Raw genomic sequence first — 18200 nt, 5'->3', positions numbered from 1 at the left:
CTGGTACCCGTGACCGACAGCACCGCCACTCGCCCCGATACCGTCGCCGACGCACTGGCCACGCCCGAGAAGCACCAGCCCTTCGAGGCGCTCGGACTGAAGCCCGACGAGTACGAGAGGATCCGCGAGATCCTGGGCCGTCGTCCCACCTCGGGCGAGCTCGCCATGTACTCGGTGATGTGGTCGGAGCACTGCTCGTACAAGTCGTCGAAGATCTACCTGCGCCAGTTCGGCCGCAAGGTGAACGACAAGATGCGGGAGCGCCTGCTCGTCGGGATCGGCGAGAACGCCGGCGTGGTGGACATCGGCGAGGGCTGGGCGGTCACCTTCAAGGTCGAGAGCCACAACCACCCCTCCTACATCGAGCCGTTCCAGGGCGCCGCGACCGGCGTCGGCGGCATCATCCGCGACATCATCTCGATGGGCGCTCGCCCGGTCGCGGTCATGGATCAGCTGCGCTTCGGCGACATCGACGACCCCGACACCGCGCGCGTGGTGCACGGCGTCGTCTCCGGCATCTCCTCCTACGCGAACAGTCTCGGGCTCCCGAACATCGGCGGCGAGACTGTCTTCGACCGCGTCTACCAGGCCAATCCGCTCGTGAACGCGCTCGGCGTGGGCGTGCTGCGGCACGAGGATCTGCACACCGCGAACGCCTCGGGCGCCGGCAACAAGGTGGTCCTCTTCGGCGCGCGCACCGGCGGAGACGGCATCGGCGGCGCCTCGATCCTCGCCTCGGACACCTTCGCCGAGGGGGGCCCGACGAAGCGCCCGGCGGTGCAGGTGGGCGATCCGTTCGCGGAGAAAGTGCTGATCGAGTGCTGCCTCGAGCTCTTCGCGGGAGAGCTGGTCGAGGGCATTCAGGATCTGGGCGCGGCCGGCATCAGTTGTGCGACCTCGGAGCTGGCCGCGAACGGCGACGGCGGCATGTTCATCGAGCTCGACAGCGTGCTGCTGCGCGATCCCTCGCTCACCGCGGAGGAGATCCTGATGTCGGAGAGCCAGGAGCGCATGATGGCGATCGTGGCCCCGGAGAAGCTCGACGCGTTTCTCGCCGTCACCGGGAAGTGGGACGTCGAGACCAGCGTGCTCGGCGAGGTGACCGACACGGACCGTCTCGTCATCAACTGGCGCGGCGAGGAGATCGTGAACGTCGATCCGCGCACCGTCGCCGTCGACGGGCCGGTCTACGAGCGCCCGGTGACGGTGCCCTCCTGGCTCGAGACGCTGCAGGCGGACTCGGCCGCGCGGCTGCCCCGCGCCGCCGCCGGCGACGAGCTGCGCGCGCAGCTGCTCGCGGTCGCCTCGTCGCCGAATCAGGCCGATCCGTCGTGGATCACGAACCAGTACGACTTCTACGTCGGCGGGAACACCGCGCTCGCGTTCCCGGAGGGCGCGGGCATGATCCGCGTCGACGAGGAGAGCGGGCTCGGTGTGGCGATCGCCACCGACGCGAACGGGCGCTACTGCCAGCTCGATCCCTATGCGGGTGCGCAGCTCGCGCTCGCGGAGGCCTACCGCAACGTCGCCACGTCGGGGGCCGTGCCCACGGCCGTCACCGACTGCCTGAACTTCGGCAGCCCCGAGAACCCCGAGGTGATGTGGCAGTTCTCCCGTGCGGTCGAGGGCCTGTCCGACGCGTGCCTCGAGCTCGAGGTGCCCGTGACGGGCGGCAACGTCTCGCTCTACAACCAGACCGGTGACACGCCGATCCATCCGACGCCGGTCGTCGGAGTGCTCGGCATCATCGACGACGTCGCCCGGCGCGTGCCGAGCGGCTGGCAGGATCAGGGGGACCATCTCTACCTGCTGGGCGTCACGCGCGACGAACTCGACGGATCCGCCTGGGCCGAGGCCGTGCACCGGCATCTCGGCGGCCTGCCGCCCCGGGTCGACCTCGCCGCGGAGCGATCGCTCGCCGAGCTGCTGCACGCCGCTTCGCAGGGCGGCCTGCTCTCCGCGGCCGCCGATCTCTCGGAGGGCGGCCTCGCCCAGACGCTGGCCGAGGGCGCCCTGCGCTTCGGCGTCGGCGCCCGGGTCTGGATCGAGGAGATCATCGAGCGCGACGGCGTGGATGCGACCGCGGCGCTGTTCTCCGAGTCGCAGGCGCGCGCCCTCGTCGCGGTGCCGCACGAGGAGGACGTGAAGTTCCGCGGGCTCTGCGAGGGTCGGGGAGTGCCGGTGCTGCGCATCGGCGTGACCGACGGCACGGGGGACGAGGCGGCGGTCGAGGTGCAGGATCGCTTCGTGCTGCCGCTCGGGGAGCTGGGCGGCGCCCGGCGCTCCACGCTTCCGGAGCGGTTCGGGGCGCTGGTCTCGGAGTAGCGCCGGCCGGGTGTGCACAGGGTCCGTTCAGACCGAACTGGCACAGTGATCTTCGAGCCCTTCCTGCGGCTCCGGGACGATGGTCAAGTACCCCGCGTGCGACAAGACTTGCCGTAGGAGGTTGTCATGCTCGCATGGATCGTTCTCATCGTCTCGGGGGTCTTCGAAGCGGTGTGGGCCACGGCGCTCGGCAGGTCCGAGGGCTTCACGAAGCTCTGGCCGTCGGTCGTCTTCGCAGGAGCGCTCGTCGTCAGCATGGGCGGACTCGCCTGGGCGATGCGGGAGATCCCCACCGGAACCGCCTATGCGGTCTGGGTCGGTATCGGCGCGGCGCTCACGGTGATCTACGCGATGTTCACCGGCACCGAGCCGGTCAGCCTGCTCAAGATCCTCCTGCTGCTCGGCCTCGTCGCCTGCGTGATCGGGCTGAAGTTCGTGAGCGACGCCGGTCACTGAGCGGTCCGGGGCGCTGCGACCCGCTTTACCATGTGACGTCGGATGATTCAATGACTTTGGCGGACCGGAGCGGCTCGCCTACAATCAAGACTGCCCTATTCACTGCTACTCAGGAGGAAACTCTCGAATGCTCAAGACATCCACCAAGGCGATCGGCCTCACCGCCGCCGCCGTCCTCGCGCTCACCCTGGGGGCGGTCACTCCCGCGACAGCCGCCGTGAAGCCCACTTTCGGTAATGTCTCCGCCTCGAATCCGGGTAGCGTCACGGTTCCGAGCGGATCGGCGAAGACGAAGAGGATCACCGTGAAGTTCGACGGGCCCGCGGCTCCTTCCTCCAACCCGAGCCAGATCACCTACGGGATCTACGGAGCGGACTTCTACGGCCCGAAGATCAAGCTGGTGAAGAAGAACAAGGGCGTCAAGTCCCGCTACGTGTACACGCCGAGCGTGAGCGCCGACACCACCTCCCCCACCCCGGCTGCCGGGGGCACCGTGAGCACCCGCATCTGGAGCCACCACACCCCCGGCCGGTACAAGGTGACCATTCCGGTGACCCAGCACGACCGACGGGTCTCCCCGACGAAGAACACCACGCGGTCGACGACCAAGTACCTCACGATCAAGGCGAACACGAAGGTCTCCCGGAAGAGCACCTCGATCTCGGGAAGCGGCAGGACCGGTAAGACCTGGCGCGTCACCGTGAACGCCCCGAACTACCAGGCCGGGGCGAAGGTCACGCTCTACGCGAAGAAGAAGGGCGCGAAGAAGTACAAGAGGGTCGCCTCCGGGAAGCTGAAGAGCACCAGCTCCAGCTACTCGAAGACCTCCAAGCTCAAGCTGCCCGGCAAGTACACGAAGAAGGGCTCGCGAGCCTACGTGAAGGTCGGCTCGGTGACCTACGCCGCCGGTTACAAGAGCAGCCCGCAGAAGGTCAGGTGATGCGAGCCCCGGCTCGTCTCTGACCCCGACCGAGGAGGGCGCCGTCGTCGTCGACGACGGCGCCCTCCTCGCGTTGTTCCAGCGCATCGACTCCGGGGGTGGCCGTCCCGCGGACGTCGGTCGTCGCGCCGACCGCCCGACGGGGTCAGACCGCGAGGAGCGATTCCACGCGTGCGAGGATCGCCGCGTGCAGTTCGTCCGCGGACCGGGCCGCGTCAAGCACGAGGAACCGCTCCGGCTCGGCGGCGGCCAGCTCCAGGAAACCGGACCGCACCCGCCGGTGGAACTCCTCGGCCTCGCGCTCCAGCCGGTCCGCCCGCTGCCCCGACCGGGCGCGGCGCTCCGCTGCCAGTTCGGGACTGACATCGAGCAGCACCGTCAGCCGCGGCCAGAGGCCGTCGGTCGCCCACTCGCTGAGGCGGCGGATCTCGGCGGGGTCGAGCGGACGGCCGGCCCCCTGGTAGGCGAGCGAGGAATCGATGTAGCGGTCCTGCACCACCGCCGCCCCGCGTGCGAGCGCGGGGCGTACGACCTCGGCGACGTGCTGGGCGCGATCCGCCGCATAGAGCAGCGCCTCGGCGCGCGCATCGATACCGGGCAGGGCCGCATCCTCCCCGTCGATGCCGGCGCGCGGCGATGCGTCCGGCCCGTGCAGCAGCAGATCGCGCAGCGCGGCGCCGAGCGCAGTGCCGCCCGGTTCGCGCGTGCGCACCACTTCCAGGCCGCGCTCGGCAAGCCGCTCGGCCAGCAGCTCGACCTGCGTCGTCTTGCCCGCGCCGTCTCCGCCCTCGAAGGTGATGAACAGTCCCGACATGCGCCCCTACTCGCCGGCCGCGGCGGCGGCCGCTTTCGCGGCGCGGGTCGCGGCGGCCTTCTTCGCGGCGGCCGAACGCTTCGGATCGACGGCCTTCTTGGTCGCCGTCTTCTTCGTGCCCGCCTTCTGGGCCGGTGCCTTCTTGCGCGCCGGGGCCTTGCGCTTGGCGGGACCCTTGGCCCGCTTGATCTCGAGCAGCTCGACGGCCCGCTCGAACGTGAGATCCTCGACGCTGTCCCCGCGCGGAACGGTCGCGTTCGTCTCCCCGTCGGTGACGTAGGGGCCGAAGCGGCCGTCCTTGACCTTGATCGGCTTGCCGCTCACCGGATCGGCGTCGAACTCCTTCAGCGCGGCGCTGGCCTTGCGCGCACCGTACTTCGACTGCGCGAACAGCTCCTGGGCGCCGGCGAGATCGATCTCGAAGATCGCCTGCTCCCCCGACAGCGACCGGGTGTCGGAGCCCTTCTTCAGGTACGGGCCGTAGCGACCGTTCTGCGCCGTGATCTGGTCGCCCGACTCGGGATCGACGCCGACGACCCGCGGCAGCCCGAGCAGGGCGACGGCGGTGTCCAGATCGACCGTCGCGGGATCCATGTCCTTGAACAGCGACGCCGTGCGAGGCTTCTCGCCCTTCGGCAACGTCTCGTCCTCGTCCGGCAGCTCCGTCACGTAGGGGCCGAATCGCCCGTTCTTGGCGGCGATGCGCTTGCCGGTCTCCGGGTGCACGCCGACGATCCGGTCCTCGAGCGGCTCGGCCGCAGCCAGCTCGCGCGCCCGTTCGGGGGTCAGCTCATCGGGGGCGAGCCCGTCCGGGATGTTGACGCTGCGCGGTTTCAGCGCTCCGTCCTCCCCGACCTCGCACTTGTCGTCGAACACCTCGAGGTAGGGGCCGTACTTGCCGTTCCGCAGCGAGATGGCGTCGTCGATGCGGATCGTGTTGATCGCTCGCGCATCGATCTCTCCGAGGTTGTCCACCACGCCGCGCAGGCCCGGATGGCTGTCGCTGCCGAAGTAGAAGTCGCGCAACCACGCCGAGCGATCCTCGTCGCCCGCGGCGATGCGATCGAGATCGCCCTCCATCTCAGCGGTGAAGTCGTAGTCGACGAGCTCGGTGAAATGCTCCTCGAGCAGCCTCACCACCGAGAACGCCACCCAGCTCGGCACGAGCGCCTGACCCTTCTTGGTGACGTAGCCGCGATCGCTGATGGTGCTGATGATGGCGGCGTAGGTCGACGGGCGGCCGATCCCCAGCTCCTCGAGCCGCTTGGTGAGGCTCGCCTCGGTGTACCGGGGCGGGGGACTCGTCTCGTGCAGCTTGGCCTCCGGCTCCGAGACGCCGAGCGCCTGCCCCTCGGCGAGCTGCGGGAGCGCGACGTTCTGCTCCGCCTCGCGGCGGCGTTCGTCCTTGCCCTCCTCGTAGGCCAGCAGGAACCCCGGGAACGTGACGACGGTTCCACTGGCGGTGAACTCCGCGACCGTGGGCGCTGACCCGGACTCGGCGGGCTCGACCACGTCGACCGCGAGGGTCACGGTGTCGGTGGACCCCTTGGCGTCGGCCATCTGGCTGGCGACGGTGCGCTTCCAGATCAGCTCGTAGAGCGCGAACTCGCGCTGGTTGAGCTTGCCCTGCAGCTCGATGGGGCGGGCGAACACGTCTCCCGCGGGTCGGATCGCCTCGTGAGCCTCCTGCGCGCCCTTCGACTTCCCGGCGTACACCCGAGGAGCGGCGGGCACCGTCTCAGCGCCGTAGAGCCCGGCCGCCTGGCTGCGAGCCGCCTGCACCGCCTGCTTCGAGAGCGTCGGCGAGTCGGTTCGCATGTAGGTGATGTACCCGTTCTCGTAGAGCGACTGCGCCAGCGACATGGTCTGCCGAGAGGTGTAGCGCAGTTTGCGCGAGGCCTCCTGCTGCAGCGTCGAGGTGGTGAACGGGGGCGCGGGGCGCCGGGTGTGGGGTTTGGTCTCGACGGCGAGCACACGCGCCTCGGCGCCCGTCGACAGCAGGGCGGCCAACCCCTCCGCCCGGTCCTTGCCCAGCCGGATCGCGCCCGCAGACTTCGGCTTCAGCTCTCCCCGATCGGTGAAGTCGCTTCCCGTGGCGAGGCGCTCGCCGTCCAAGCGGATCAGACGGGCGGAGAACGGCGAGCGATCGGCGGCTTCCGAGTCGGGCGAGAACGTCGCCGTCAGATCCCAGTACTCGCTGGTGACGTAGGCGAGACGCTCTCGCTCGCGATCGACCACCAGACGCGTCGCGGCGGACTGCACGCGGCCCGCCGAGAGCTTCGGCCCCACCTTCCGCCACAGCACGGGAGAGACGTCGTAGCCGTAGAGGCGGTCGAGGATGCGACGGGTCTCCTGCGCGTCGACGAGGGCGGTGTCGATCTCGCGCGTATTGGCCTGCGCCTCCGCGATGGCTTCCTGGGTGATCTCGTGGAACACCATCCGCCGCACCGGCACCTTGGGCTTCAGCACCTCGAGCAGATGCCAGGCGATCGCTTCCCCTTCGCGGTCCTCATCCGTGGCGAGCCACAGCTCGTCCGCATCTTTGAGGGCCCGCTTGAGCAGGGTGACGGTCTTCTTCTTATCGTCGTTCACGATGTAATAGGGCTCGAAGCCGTTCTCCACGTCGACCGCGAATCTGCCGAAGGGACCCTTCTTGATCTCGACGGGAAGCTCCGAGGGCTCGGCGAGGTCGCGGATGTGACCGACCGAGGCGATGACTTCGTAGTCGTCGCCGAGGTAACCGCCGATGGTCCTCGCCTTGGTCGGCGACTCGACGATCACGAGTTTCTTGGTGGGCACGAGTCTCCTTCAATCACCTGCAACCCTGAACGCCCGGTGCGGACGCGATGTGCCGGCTCGCCAATGGCTACACCTTGCACCGACACGATACACAGCTTTGCGGTGTTTTCCCTCATCGGGTCATTCCGCTGCCCTCCCCGGCAGGTAGTCGTACGGATTGATATCGGGATTCACGATTCGCTGGGTCGTGGCCATCGTGAAGTGGGAGTGCGGACCCGAGGTGCAGCCGCTCATACCCGACGTGGCGACCTGCTGCCCGGCGACCACCCGGACCCCGGGTTCGACGGCCGATCCGGGTGCGATGTGGTTGTGAGAGCTGAATATGACGCGGCCCGCGAACTCGTGCCTCATGACGACGGAGTGATTCGGCCCGCGCCACCAACCGGGATTGGCCACGCAGGCCTCCGGCACTCCATCGCCCACGATGCCGGACGCCACCACGACACCGTCGTAGGGCGCATAGAGCGCCCCGTCCGCGGCCACCGCCAGGTCGATCGCGTAGCCGTCGTGAAAACCCTGCGTGACCGCGCGCACTCCCGACGGCCAGGCCCAGCCGTTCTCTCCGACGACTCCCCCGGGCGCGGCTTCGGGGCCCGCGTGTGCTCTCGCAACGACCGTGCCGAACGGGGTGCGCGTGCTGACGCTGAGGCGCGCCCGACCCGTGGAGTCCTCGACGTCGCAGGATTCGAGTTCGACCTCGCCCGCCGCGGCGACGAGCCCGGCGAGTTCGCAGGGCTCCCCGCTCGCCCACCCCGAGGCCGCGTCGGCGGCGGCGAGCGCGGCCGCATCCGCGGCACCCGCCGCGCGGTGCCGCGCCTCCAGCGCAGAACCCGCCGCGGCGACGGGGAGCGCGAGCGCGAGACCGGCCACCGCGCAGAGGACGAGGGCGGGCGCGCTCACGAGGACCCGTCGGCGCTCATGGCCCGCCTCCGTCGCTCACAGCGGCGCAGCCCTTGGCCGAGACGGCCACCGCCTCGAGGAGTCCCGCCGCCGGCCGGGATCGCAGGCTGACGCAGTGGAGCACGCCCTCTCTGCTGCGCTGGGACTCGACCGCCGGCCCGAGGCGGCCCTCCCGCGCCTCCGCGGCGGCGGTGTCTCCTCGCGCCTCGAGACGAGCGAGCTCGGCCGCGGCAGAGGTCAGCGCGACGCGCTGGGTGGCGAGCAGGATCGCGGCGACGCCGAGCAGCAGCACCGCCAGCACCGCCGGCAGGACGATGGCGAACTCCGCGGTCACCGCACCCCGGTCAGCCCGCTGCTCCGAGCGCATTCTGCACCAGCTCGACGAGCAGCTGACGGATCTCCCCCGATCGCATGATCGCGACGAGCAGACCGGCGAACGCCACGGCGGCCATGATCACGATGGCGTACTCCGCCGTCACCGCTCCGCGCTCGTCCTCGTTCAGGGTCGTCTCCGCGGGATTCTGCTCGCCTCCTGTCCGCCGGTCGGCTCCGGGCGCTCGGGACGACCCGGGCAGCGCTCTGCGCTGCGCCCGCGGGCGGGGCCGCCAGAATCGGTGCACCCAGGCGGCGTCGAGATCGGGCGTCGCGACGTGCGCGGACCGCGGTTGCCGGTCCGGTGCCGAGTTGTCCGCCACGAGGGTCAGATGAGAGGTCATGAGCATGCTCCTTTCGCCTGGCGCGGCCCCGGCGGCCGCCGGTCCTCCCATCCTCGCGCGGGCCGGCGCCGGTCGCGGGCCCGGGGTCGCCGGACGGGGAAATCTGTGGATAGCTCGTGAAATCGGCGCCCTGTGAGCGGCTTCTCGTGCGCCGGTCCACCGTGGCGATGGCGGAAGCGGGCCCTCCATCAGCGCTCTCGCGGGCCGGGATGCTCACGGCGCGAGCACACCGCCGCTGACGACCGCCAGGAGCACCGGCACCACACCGATCAGGATGAACGCGGGAAGCACGCAGAGCCCGAGCGGGACGAGCACGCGAACGCCCAGCCGCTCGGCCGAGCGCTCGAGCCCGGACCGGGTGAGCGCCCGCATGCTCTCGGCCTCGGCGAGCAGGAGCGGGGCGAGCGGCACCCCCAGCGATTCGGCCCGCTCGACGGAGCGGCGCATCGCGCCCGTCCGCCCGAACGCCTCGAGCGACACCCATTCCGCTCCCGCTCCGTCCGCGGAGTCGACGGAGCGCAGCAGGGCGCGCTGCACGGGAAGGCCGCCGCGGACGGCGATGGCTGCGAGTTCGTACTCCCACCCGGAGACCCAGTCGGCCTCCTCGATCCGGCGGGCGAGCCCCCGGGACCATCTCGTCCCGATGAGGAGCAGCGCCGAGCCGAGCGCCAGCGCCGAGGATCCCGCCGGTGTGACGAGAGCGCTCATCGGATCGAACCCCAGCAGTGCTCCGAGCAGCAGCGCGACGGGCGGCAGCGCGATCACCAGCCGGATGGTGGATCGCGGCCCGGCCAGCAGCACCTTCCGGCGCTCGGCGGTCTCGACGAGCCCACCCAGGGCGCGGTCGAAGCGCTCCAGCGTCGAGGCGAACGGAGCGCCGCTGCTCCGGGCGAGCCCCCAGACCGCCGCGAGCATGCGCCATTCGGGTCCTCCCGCTCGGGAGATCGCCCGGACCTCATCGACTCCGGAGGCCAGATCGGCGGCGAGCCTGCGCAGTTCCGGCGTGTCCGGCTCATCGGAGGCGATCGCTCGCCAGACGCCGACGGCCGGGGTCCCCGCGCGGAGCAGCACGGCCGCGCGCCGTGCCGCGACGGCGGCCGCCGCGAAAGGCGGAGCGCTCTCGGCTCCCCCGCGGCGGACGGCCCGGAGCGCAGCCGTCAGCCTCCCGGAGACGGATCTCTGCGCGTCCGTCGTCACACCGGCTCCAGTGCCAGCACTTCTCCGCGCAGCCGAAACCGGCCGAGGCCGCCGACCCTCCGGGATCCGCTCGCGTCCCGCTCCAGGTGCACCGCGAAATGGAGCGCCGAGGCGGCTTGCCTGGCGAGAGCCGCGGCATCCAGGCCGGCGAGCGCGCCCAGCGCCTCGAGGCGGGCGGGCACCCCCTCCAGCCGACTGGCGTGCAGAGTGGTCGCAGCGCCGTCGTGTCCGGTGTTGAGCGCCGAGAGCATCGTCACGAGCTCGGCCCCGCGGCACTCCCCCAGCACGATGCGGTCGGGTCGCATCCTCAGCGCCTCGCGCAGCAGGCGGTCGACTCCGATCTCGCCCGCGCCCTCGGCATTGGCCTGACGCGCCTCCAGCGACACGCGGTTCGGGTGGGACAGGCGGAGCTCGGCGACGTCCTCGATCGTGATGATCCGGGCGCGCGCCGGCGCGAGATCGAGCAGAGCCGCCAGGAGGGTGGTCTTGCCGGTGCCCGTTCCGCCGCTGATGAGCAGATTCCTCCGCGCGCCGATGAGCGCGGCGAGGCGTCCGGCGGTCGCGGGATCGCAGAGCCCGCCCGCGACGAGATCCTCGAAGCGCGGGGGCGCGGCTCTCGGCAGGCGCACGGAGATCGCGGTGCCCGAGACGGCAACCGGGGGGAGCACCGCGTGCGCCCGGATCCCGCCGCCCAGATGCACGTCCGCGCACGGGTGCAGTTCGTCGAGGTGTCGTCCGCCCGCCGCGATGAGCCCGATCGCCAGCTCCCGCACCGCCCCGACCGGGGCCTCCCAGCCGGCGACCCGTTCCGGCGCCTCGCCTCGATCGAGCCACAGGCCGCCCACGCCGCCGGAGACCTGGATCAGCAGATCCTGGAGCTCCGGGTCGTCGATCAGCGGCAGCAGGCCGCCGAAGGCGCGTCGGGCCTCGAAGCTGAGCGCTGCGGATCGCGGCGGCGCCGCGACGTCGGAGAGGCGGGAGAGCAGCATGACCACAGACAAGCAGACTCGGCCCGCGCTCCGGTGCGGTTCACGGGCATCTGTGGACAGCACGCCGGTCCTTCAGCGCGACCGGAGGGTGTGAGGGGCGATCCGCGGTCCGCGCCGGTGCGGGGGCCAGTCGCGGAGCACTTGCCCCGGGCGACAATATATTCTACGCTTGCACACACACGCACAGAGCCGTGCGTCGGAAGACAGACGGGATGACGGGGTCCATGACCGAGACGACAGATCACGGAACCATCGAGAGCCACTCGCTCGAGGTCGAAAGCTATCCGCCGAGCGCAGCCTTCAAGGAACAGGCCAATCTGGCCGATCCGGCGATCTACTGGCAGGCGGCCGAGGACCCCGAGTCCTACTGGTCGGATCAGGCGCGCAAGCTGCGCTGGTCGAAGCCGTTCACCGAGGCGCTGGACTGGTCGAACCCCCCGTTCGCGAAGTGGTTCGCGGACGGCGAGCTCAACGTCGCCGAGAACTGCCTCGATCGGCATGTCGCCGCGGGCCTCGGCGATCGGGTGGCGATCCACTTCGAGGGCGAGCCCGGCGACACGCGCACCATCACCTACGGCGAACTCGCCCACGAGGTCAAGCGCGCGGCCAACATGCTCACGGCGCTGGGCGTCGAAGCCGGCGACCGGGTCGCCATCTACATGCCGATGATCCCGGAGACCGTGATCGCCATGCTCGCGGTGGTCCGCCTGGGGGCCGCGCACTCGGTGGTCTTCGGGGGCTTCAGCTCGGAGAGCCTCCGCGCCCGCATCGACGACGCCAAGGCCGAACTGGTGATCACCGCCGACGGCGGCTTCCGCAAGGGACGCGTCTCCGCGCTCAAGCCGACCGTCGACGACGCGCTCCGGCTGGACGACGCCGACGGCACCCCCTCCACGGTGCAGAAGGTGCTGGTGGTGCAGCGCGGAGGCAACGAGATCGAGATGCAGCCCGGCCGTGACCTGTGGTGGCACGAGGAGATCACCGCCTACGAGGGCGATCACACTCCGCAGGGCTTCCCCGCCGAGAACCCGCTCTTCATCCTCTACACCTCGGGAACGACCGGGAAGCCCAAGGGGATCCTGCACACCTCGGGCGGGTATCTCACCCAGGTGACCACCACGCATCGCGACGTCTTCGATCTCAAGCCGGAGAGCGATGTCTACTGGTGCACCGCCGACGTGGGCTGGATCACCGGGCACAGCTACGTCGTCTACGGGCCGCTCGCGAACGGCGCGACCCAGGTGATCTACGAGGGCACCCCCGAAACGCCCGACTGGGGGCGCTGGTGGAGCATCATCCAGAAGTACGGCGTGTCGATCTTCTACACCGCGCCCACCGCCATCAGGGCGTGCATGAAGGTCGGAAGGCAGGTTCCTGAGCAGTACGATCTCTCCAGCATCCGGGTGCTGGGATCCGTGGGCGAGCCGATCAACCCCGAGGCCTGGCGCTGGTACCACGAGGTGATCGGCGGGGGCCGCGCGCCCATCGTCGATACCTGGTGGCAGACCGAGACGGGCGCGATCATGATCGCACCGCTGCCGGGTCTCACCGCGCTCAAGCCGGGCAGCGCGCAGGTGCCGCAGCCGGGCATCTCGATCGACGTGGTCGACGACGACGGCAACCGGGTGGATCGCGGCCAGGGCGGCCTGCTCTCGGTCGCACGACCGTGGCCCAGCATGGTGCGAGGGATCTGGGGCGATCCGGAGCGCTTCGTGGAGACCTACTGGTCGAAGTTCGGGGATCGCTACTTCGCCGGAGACGGCGCCCGCGTGGACGAGGACGGCGACATCTGGCTGCTCGGCCGGGTGGACGACGTCATGAACGTGTCCGGGCACCGGCTCTCCACCGCGGAGATCGAGAGCGCGCTGGTGGAGCACCATGCCGTGGCGGAGGCCGCGGTCGTCGGAGCCGATGACGAGACCACCGGGCAGGCGGTCGTCGCGTTCGTGATCCTGAAATCGCAGCAGCAGCTCGTCTCCGAGGCCGAGGCCGAGGCCGAGCTGAAGAAGCACGTCTCCGGGGTCATCGGCGCGATCGCGCGACCCAAACAGGTCTTCGTGGTGACCGAGCTGCCGAAGACGCGGTCCGGCAAGATCATGCGCCGCCTGCTGAAGGAGGCCGCCGAGGGCCGCGACGTCGGGGACACGACGACCCTCGCGGACACCGCCGTGATGCAGACGATCTCGCAGCGGGTTCGGACGGAACGCTCGAAGTGAGACGCATCGCGTTTCGCCGCGTTCCGTCTCGACGCCACCGCGTCGGAACGCTCGGGGTGAGATGCGAATCGCTTCACCGCGTTCCGTCCTGAGTCCGCCGCGTCGGGACGGTCCGGCCGGCGACCCCGTGCAGCGGGTCCGTGCTGACGTGTGGCCCCGAAGTGCCCTTTCGGGCTGAGGGAAGGGGCACTTCGGGGCCACACGTCCCGGGATCGGTCAGCCGTCGACCTCGAACACGAACTCGATCTCCACGGGCGCGGCTCGTTCGAAGCGGAGGCCATTTCTGGCCTCCGCACGAGCCGACGCCGGAGCCGTCTCGGCTCCGGTCACGAAGCGGTCAGCCGTCGACCTCGAACACGAACTCGATCTCCACGGGAGCATCGAGCGGCAGCACGGCGACCCCGACCGCCGAGCGGACGTGGATCCCGGCGTCGCCGAACACCTTGCCGAGGAACACCGAGGCGCCGTTCGCGACGGCGGGCTGCCCGGTGAAGGAGGGGTCGGAGGCGACGAACGCGGTGACCTTGACCACCCGGGTGATCTTGTCGAGCGAGCCGAGCAGGCCGCGCGCCGCGGCGAGTCCGTTGAGCGCGCACTGGCGGGCGAGGTCCTCGGCCTGTTCGGGCGTCACCTCCGCACCGACCTTGCCGGTGGCGAGCAGCGCGCCGCCTGCGAAGGGAAGCTGCCCCGAGGTGTAGACCACGTCGCCTCTTCGGAGCGCGGGGACGTAGGCGGCGACGGGCGCCGCGACCTCGGGCACCTCGTAGCCGAGCTCTCGCAGACGGGTCTCGATCACGGTCATGTTCAGTTCTTCTCTCTCTTCAGGTATGCGACGTTCCCGCCTGCGGGACCCTCGATGATCTGCACGAGTTCCCAGCCCTGGGCGCCCCAGTTGTTGAGAATCTGCGCCTCGTTGTGGAGCAGCAGCGGAGTGACGAAGTACTCCCACGTCGGCTGGGGGTCGGGTGAATCGCTCACGGGAACTCCTTGCGATGTCGATGGCGGACCGCGGCACGTCTCCCCCGCGGTGCCCGCAGGAGGGCAGATCGGCGCGGACGCAGCGCAGCGGGGAATTGTCAGTTGTGTCGCTTACGATTGATTCTATGACCCCACAGTCGCCCAAGTCCTCGAAGGGCCGCACGACCGGCGTGCGCACCGCCCGGCCCCGCACGGCCGGCGGTGCGCTCGGCGGCTTCATCGGCGCCGTGGTGATGAGCGTCGTCGCAGGCATCCTGATCACCGCCGCCGTCACCCCGGTCGTCGCGCTCAGCGGCATGGCCGCGAACTCGGCGATCAGCATCTTCAACGAGCTGCCCGACCACCTCAATCCCGGCCAGCTCGCACAGCCGTCGACCATCTATGCGAAGAAGGGAGATAAGAAGGTCGAGGTGGCCACCTTCTACTCCCAGGATCGCAAGATGGTGGAGTGGAACGATATCTCGCAGTACGTGAAGGACGCGGCCGTCGCGGTGGAGGATCCCCGCTTCTACACCCACGGCGGCGTCGATCTGCGCGGCGTGGGCCGAGCGGCGCTCGGCCAGGTCAGCGGGATGGACACCGGAGGCGCCTCGACCATCACGATGCAGTACGTGAGGAACGTGCTCGTCGAGGAGTCGCGCTGGATCCTCGACGAGAAGGAGAGCGAGGCGGCCTTCAAGGACGCCACGCGCGAGGACGTCGACCGCAAGCTGAAGGAGATGCGCTACGCCATCAGCGTCGAGAAGGAGTACTCGAAGGACGAGATCCTGCTCGGCTATCTGAACATCGCGCTGTTCGGCCGCCAGGTCTACGGCATCGAGGCGGCGGCCAACTACTACTACAACACGACGGCGAAGGATCTCACGCTGAGCCAGGCCGCGAGCCTCATCGCGATCGTCAACTGGCCGTCGGAGCTGCAGATCGACATCGAGGAGAACATCGAGAAGAACCAGCTCCGTCGAGACGACATCCTCGGACGCATGCTCGATCAGAAGCGGATCACCCAGGCCGAGTACGACAAGGCGGTCTCGACCGAGATCAAACCCGACATCACGCCCCACGAGACCGGCTGCGCCGTGGCGGAATCGAAACGCGGTCTCGGGCACTTCTGCAACTACGTGCAGCTCTACATCATGCAGGATCCGAGCTTCGGCAACACCCCCGAGGAGCGCTACTTCAACTTCCTGCGCGGCGGCTACGACATCACGACCACCGTCGACCTCGACATCCAGAAGGCGGGACTCGAGGCGGTCAAGTCGGTGGTGCCGCCGAGAATGGACGGCCTCAACGTCGGCGCGGCGAGCGTGAGCGTCAAGGTGGGCCGCGATGGCGCCGGTGAAGTGCTCGCCATGGTCCAGAACCGGCCGTTCAACGAGGATCCCGAGTTCTTGAAGAAGAACAAGGACTACACGAGCATCAACTACAACACCGACTACGAGTACGGCGGCTCCGGAGGCTTCCAGGTCGGGTCGACCTTCAAGCCGGTGACGCTCGCGGAATGGCTGAGGCAGGGCAAGTCCGTGCGCGACATCGTGAACGTGAACTCCCGCACGGTGGAGGAGTCCTCCATCCGCGCGTCGTGCCTGCCCGGAGGCGTGTACGGCTACGGCAGCTTCACATTCACGAACGACAACGAGGGCACGCGCGGCAATCAGTCGGTGCTCACCGCGATCGCCCGATCGGTGAACGGCGGCCTGGTCTCGATGCAGCAGGGCATGGACCTCTGCGACACCTTCGAGACGGCGGAGAAGCTCGGCATCCATCGCGCGTCGGATCTCCCGGCGTCCGAGAGCGACCCCGATGTGCCGTTCGTCCCGACGCTCAACGGTGATTTCCGCGACCTCTCCATGGTGCCCTCGAACGTCTACGGCGGTATCGACGAGATCGCCCCGATCACGATGGCCGCGGCCTACGGCGCGTTCGCGAGCGACGGCACCGTGTGCACGCCCGTGCCCATCAAGAGCATCACCGGACCCGACGGCGAGGACGTGCCCTTCACCAAGAGCAAGTGCAGCAGCGCGCTCTCGCCGGACGTGGCCGCGGGCGTCGCCTACGCGCTGCAGTACACCGTGGAGAACGGCCTGGCCACCCATGCCCGCTCCGCGGCCGGGATCCCGCACCTCGCCAAGACGGGGACGACGGACGACGTCGTCGACAACTGGACGGTCGGCGCGAGCACCGAGGTCGCCACGGCGACCTGGGTGGGCAACGTCAAGGGCAAAGTCTCGACGCAGGGCTTCGGGAACCTCATGTACGCGGACCAGACCATCTGGCCCGCCATGATGAACGTCGCCGACCAGAAGTACGGCGGGGAGGCATTCCCCGAGCCCGCGTCGAGTGCGCTCCAGCAGACGATGGCGAACGTGCCGGACGTGCGCGGGCGATCCTACGAAGAGGCCGAACGGCTGCTCGTCTCGGCCGGGTTCACCGTCAGCAACGGCGGCACGCAGGACTCATCGGTCGCCGAGGGGCAGGTAGCGGGCACCAACCCCGAGGGGGGCAGTTCGGTCGCGGCCGGCTCCGGCATCACGGTCTACATCAGCAACGCCAGCATGACGGCGCTCCCCGATGTCGCCGGCCAGACATTGCGCGATGCAGCGGCCACGATGCGCAGCGCGGGCTTCACCTCGTTCACCTTCGCCTGCTCGGGTGAGGGCACGCCGAGAAGCATCCACGAGGTGGTGAGCACGAACCCGAGCGGAGGGTCCGACGCGAAACGCAGCAACCGGGTGACCCTCACCGTCGACTGCTCATGACGCGGACCGGCAGACTTCTGGGCGCGACCGCCCTGGGAGTGCTCGCGTGGGCGACGCTGGTCGAGCCGCGCCTGTTCACGATCCGCAGGGGGGCGCTTCCGGTGCTGCCGGAGGGCGCCGCGCCCCTGCGCGTGCTGCAGCTCAGCGATCTCCATCTGGCGCCCTGGCAGCACCGGAAGATCGAGTGGATCCGCAGCCTCGCCGAACTGCGGCCGGATCTCCTCGTGCTGACCGGCGACCTCCTCGGCCACTCCCGGGCGCTCGGCCCGCTGCTGCACGCGCTGGAACCCTTCCGCGGCGTCCCAGGAGTGTTCGTCCACGGCTCGAACGACTACTACGGGCCGATCGTCAAGAATCCGTTCAGGTATCTGAGCGCGCCCAGCCGCCTCTCCACCCGGGAGCAGGATCTCGACAACGCCGCGCTCACCCGGGGCCTGGTCGAGCTGGGCCTCATCGACCTGAACAACGCAGCCGCACGGCTCGAGTTCGGCGGTTCGACACTGGAGATCTTCGGCCTGGGCGATCCCCACATCCGCTACGACGACCCCGCCGAGATGCAGGAGTCCCTCCGTGCGCTGCCCCGCCGCAGGAAGAAGGTCGGGCCCCTCCGGCTCGGCGTGGTGCACGCGCCGTACCAGTCGGCGTTGAACGCGCTGCTCGACGAGGACCCCGCACTGATCCTCGCGGGTCACACGCACGGCGGACAGGTGCGCGTACCCGGGATCGGGGCGTTGACCGCCAACTGCGACCTGCCCGTGCGCCAAGCCCGAGGGCTCAGCGTCTGGTACGACGCCGAACGCGCCAGCTACCTCAACGTCAGCGCGGGCCTGGGAGGGTCGATCTACGCACCCGTTCGATTCGCCTGCCGTCCCGAGGCGAGCCTGCTCACCCTCGAACCAGCCGACTAACCGGGCCCGCGACGGGCCCGGCACTGGCGTCGCAGCGAGAGCCAGAAATGGCTCTCGCCCCAAGCTCCAGCGTGCCCGTTCGATTCGCCTGCCGTCCCGAGGCGAGCCTGCTCACCCTCGCACCAACCGACTAACCGGGCCCGCGACAGCTCAGGCCGCCAGGCGCGCGGCGACGATCTCGGCGATCTGCACGCACAAGGCCGCTC

The 18200-nt window shown here is 69.8% G+C and carries 15 protein-coding genes; 6 read left to right on the top strand and 9 right to left on the bottom strand.

Annotated elements, in window-relative coordinates; genetic code table 11:
* The first annotated feature begins 9 nt into the window (after nt 1–9).
* The 3 genes from purL to J4H92_RS06630 all read left to right on the top strand — a co-directional run bounded on the left by purL (nt 10) and on the right by J4H92_RS06630 (nt 3721).
* Nucleotides 10–2325, top strand: a complete 2316-nt coding sequence (gene purL / locus J4H92_RS06640; protein WP_208097398.1) for a phosphoribosylformylglycinamidine synthase subunit PurL — start codon at nt 10–12, stop codon at nt 2323–2325.
* A 126-nt stretch (nt 2326–2451) separates the two neighbouring features.
* Entirely contained in the window at nt 2452–2781 is a 330-nt protein-coding gene (locus tag J4H92_RS06635) for a DMT family transporter (protein ID WP_208097397.1), read from the top strand.
* Nucleotides 2782–2908: 127 nt separating this feature from the next.
* A complete protein-coding gene (locus J4H92_RS06630) occupies nt 2909–3721 on the top strand; it encodes a hypothetical protein (protein ID WP_208097396.1) in 813 nt (270 codons plus the stop codon).
* 145 nt (nt 3722–3866) lie between these two features.
* Here J4H92_RS06630 and tmk read toward each other — a convergent pair whose 3' ends face one another.
* From tmk to J4H92_RS06595, 7 genes are all read right to left on the bottom strand, one after another.
* Nucleotides 3867–4535, bottom strand: coding sequence for a dTMP kinase (gene tmk, locus J4H92_RS06625; protein WP_208097395.1), 669 nt, complete (start codon nt 4533–4535; stop codon nt 3867–3869).
* Between the two features lie 6 nt (nt 4536–4541).
* Nucleotides 4542–7334 carry a type I DNA topoisomerase gene (topA, locus tag J4H92_RS06620; RefSeq protein ID WP_208097394.1) on the bottom strand — a complete coding sequence of 931 codons (2793 nt, stop codon included), beginning with the start codon at nt 7332–7334 and terminating at the stop codon, nt 4542–4544.
* Nucleotides 7335–7454: 120 nt separating this feature from the next.
* Nucleotides 7455–8234, bottom strand: a complete 780-nt coding sequence (locus J4H92_RS15710) for a peptidoglycan DD-metalloendopeptidase family protein (RefSeq protein ID WP_208097393.1) — start codon at nt 8232–8234, stop codon at nt 7455–7457.
* A 16-nt stretch (nt 8235–8250) separates the two neighbouring features.
* The gene (locus tag J4H92_RS06610) at nt 8251–8568 is read right to left on the bottom strand and encodes a TadE family type IV pilus minor pilin (RefSeq protein WP_341783021.1); all 318 of its coding nucleotides are present in this window, start codon (nt 8566–8568) and stop codon (nt 8251–8253) included.
* Nucleotides 8569–8578: 10 nt separating this feature from the next.
* Nucleotides 8579–8737, bottom strand: a complete 159-nt coding sequence (locus J4H92_RS06605) for a DUF4244 domain-containing protein (protein ID WP_243752104.1) — start codon at nt 8735–8737, stop codon at nt 8579–8581.
* A 426-nt stretch (nt 8738–9163) separates the two neighbouring features.
* Nucleotides 9164–10147, bottom strand: coding sequence for a type II secretion system F family protein (locus tag J4H92_RS06600; RefSeq protein WP_208097391.1), 984 nt, complete (start codon nt 10145–10147; stop codon nt 9164–9166).
* Nucleotides 10144–11136 (bottom strand): ATPase, T2SS/T4P/T4SS family, encoded by a 993-nt coding sequence (locus tag J4H92_RS06595; RefSeq protein WP_208097390.1) that lies wholly within the window; start codon nt 11134–11136, stop codon nt 10144–10146. The genes J4H92_RS06600 and J4H92_RS06595 overlap by 4 nt, the downstream gene beginning before the upstream one ends.
* A 224-nt stretch (nt 11137–11360) precedes the next feature.
* Here J4H92_RS06595 and acs point away from each other — a divergent pair, with 224 nt between their 5' ends.
* Nucleotides 11361–13352 (top strand): acetate--CoA ligase, encoded by a 1992-nt coding sequence (acs, locus tag J4H92_RS06590; protein WP_208097389.1) that lies wholly within the window; start codon nt 11361–11363, stop codon nt 13350–13352.
* A gap of 337 nt (nt 13353–13689) precedes the next feature.
* Here acs and J4H92_RS06585 read toward each other — a convergent pair whose 3' ends face one another.
* A complete protein-coding gene (locus tag J4H92_RS06585; RefSeq protein ID WP_208097388.1) occupies nt 13690–14154 on the bottom strand; it encodes a RidA family protein in 465 nt (154 codons plus the stop codon).
* A 2-nt stretch (nt 14155–14156) separates the two neighbouring features.
* A complete protein-coding gene (sp36, locus tag J4H92_RS06580; protein ID WP_208097387.1) occupies nt 14157–14330 on the bottom strand; it encodes a Sp36 family protein in 174 nt (57 codons plus the stop codon).
* 125 nt (nt 14331–14455) lie between these two features.
* On the opposite strand from sp36, the gene J4H92_RS06575 reads away from it, so the two are divergent.
* Complete coding sequence (locus J4H92_RS06575; protein ID WP_243752088.1) at nt 14456–17086, top strand: transglycosylase domain-containing protein; 2631 nt, start codon at nt 14456–14458, stop codon at nt 17084–17086.
* Nucleotides 17083–17994 (top strand): metallophosphoesterase, encoded by a 912-nt coding sequence (locus J4H92_RS06570; RefSeq protein ID WP_208097386.1) that lies wholly within the window; start codon nt 17083–17085, stop codon nt 17992–17994. Before J4H92_RS06575 ends, J4H92_RS06570 begins: the two co-directional genes overlap by 4 nt.
* Nucleotides 17995–18200 lie beyond the last annotated feature (206 nt).

Source organism: Leucobacter weissii (assembly GCF_017565745.1).
Lineage (GTDB): Bacteria > Actinomycetota > Actinomycetes > Actinomycetales > Microbacteriaceae > Leucobacter > Leucobacter weissii.
Note: the sequence above shows the minus strand (reverse complement) of the source record. Positions and strands in the feature narration are given on the sequence as shown.

Bases quoted from the DNA above. Each gene is read 5' to 3' on its own strand.
- acs (WP_208097389.1), top strand. From the start codon at position 11,361: ATGACCGAGACGACAGATCACGGAACCATCGAGAGCCACTCGCTCGAG.
- J4H92_RS06570 (WP_208097386.1), top strand. From the start codon at position 17,083: ATGACGCGGACCGGCAGACTTCTGGGCGCGACCGCCCTGGGAGTGCTC.
- J4H92_RS06595 (WP_208097390.1), bottom strand. From the start codon at position 11,136: ATGCTGCTCTCCCGCCTCTCCGACGTCGCGGCGCCGCCGCGATCCGCA.
- J4H92_RS06630 (WP_208097396.1), top strand. From the start codon at position 2,909: ATGCTCAAGACATCCACCAAGGCGATCGGCCTCACCGCCGCCGCCGTC.
- tmk (WP_208097395.1), bottom strand. From the start codon at position 4,535: ATGTCGGGACTGTTCATCACCTTCGAGGGCGGAGACGGCGCGGGCAAG.
- J4H92_RS06585 (WP_208097388.1), bottom strand. From the start codon at position 14,154: ATGACCGTGATCGAGACCCGTCTGCGAGAGCTCGGCTACGAGGTGCCC.
- J4H92_RS06635 (WP_208097397.1), top strand. From the start codon at position 2,452: ATGCTCGCATGGATCGTTCTCATCGTCTCGGGGGTCTTCGAAGCGGTG.
- J4H92_RS06575 (WP_243752088.1), top strand. From the start codon at position 14,456: ATGACCCCACAGTCGCCCAAGTCCTCGAAGGGCCGCACGACCGGCGTG.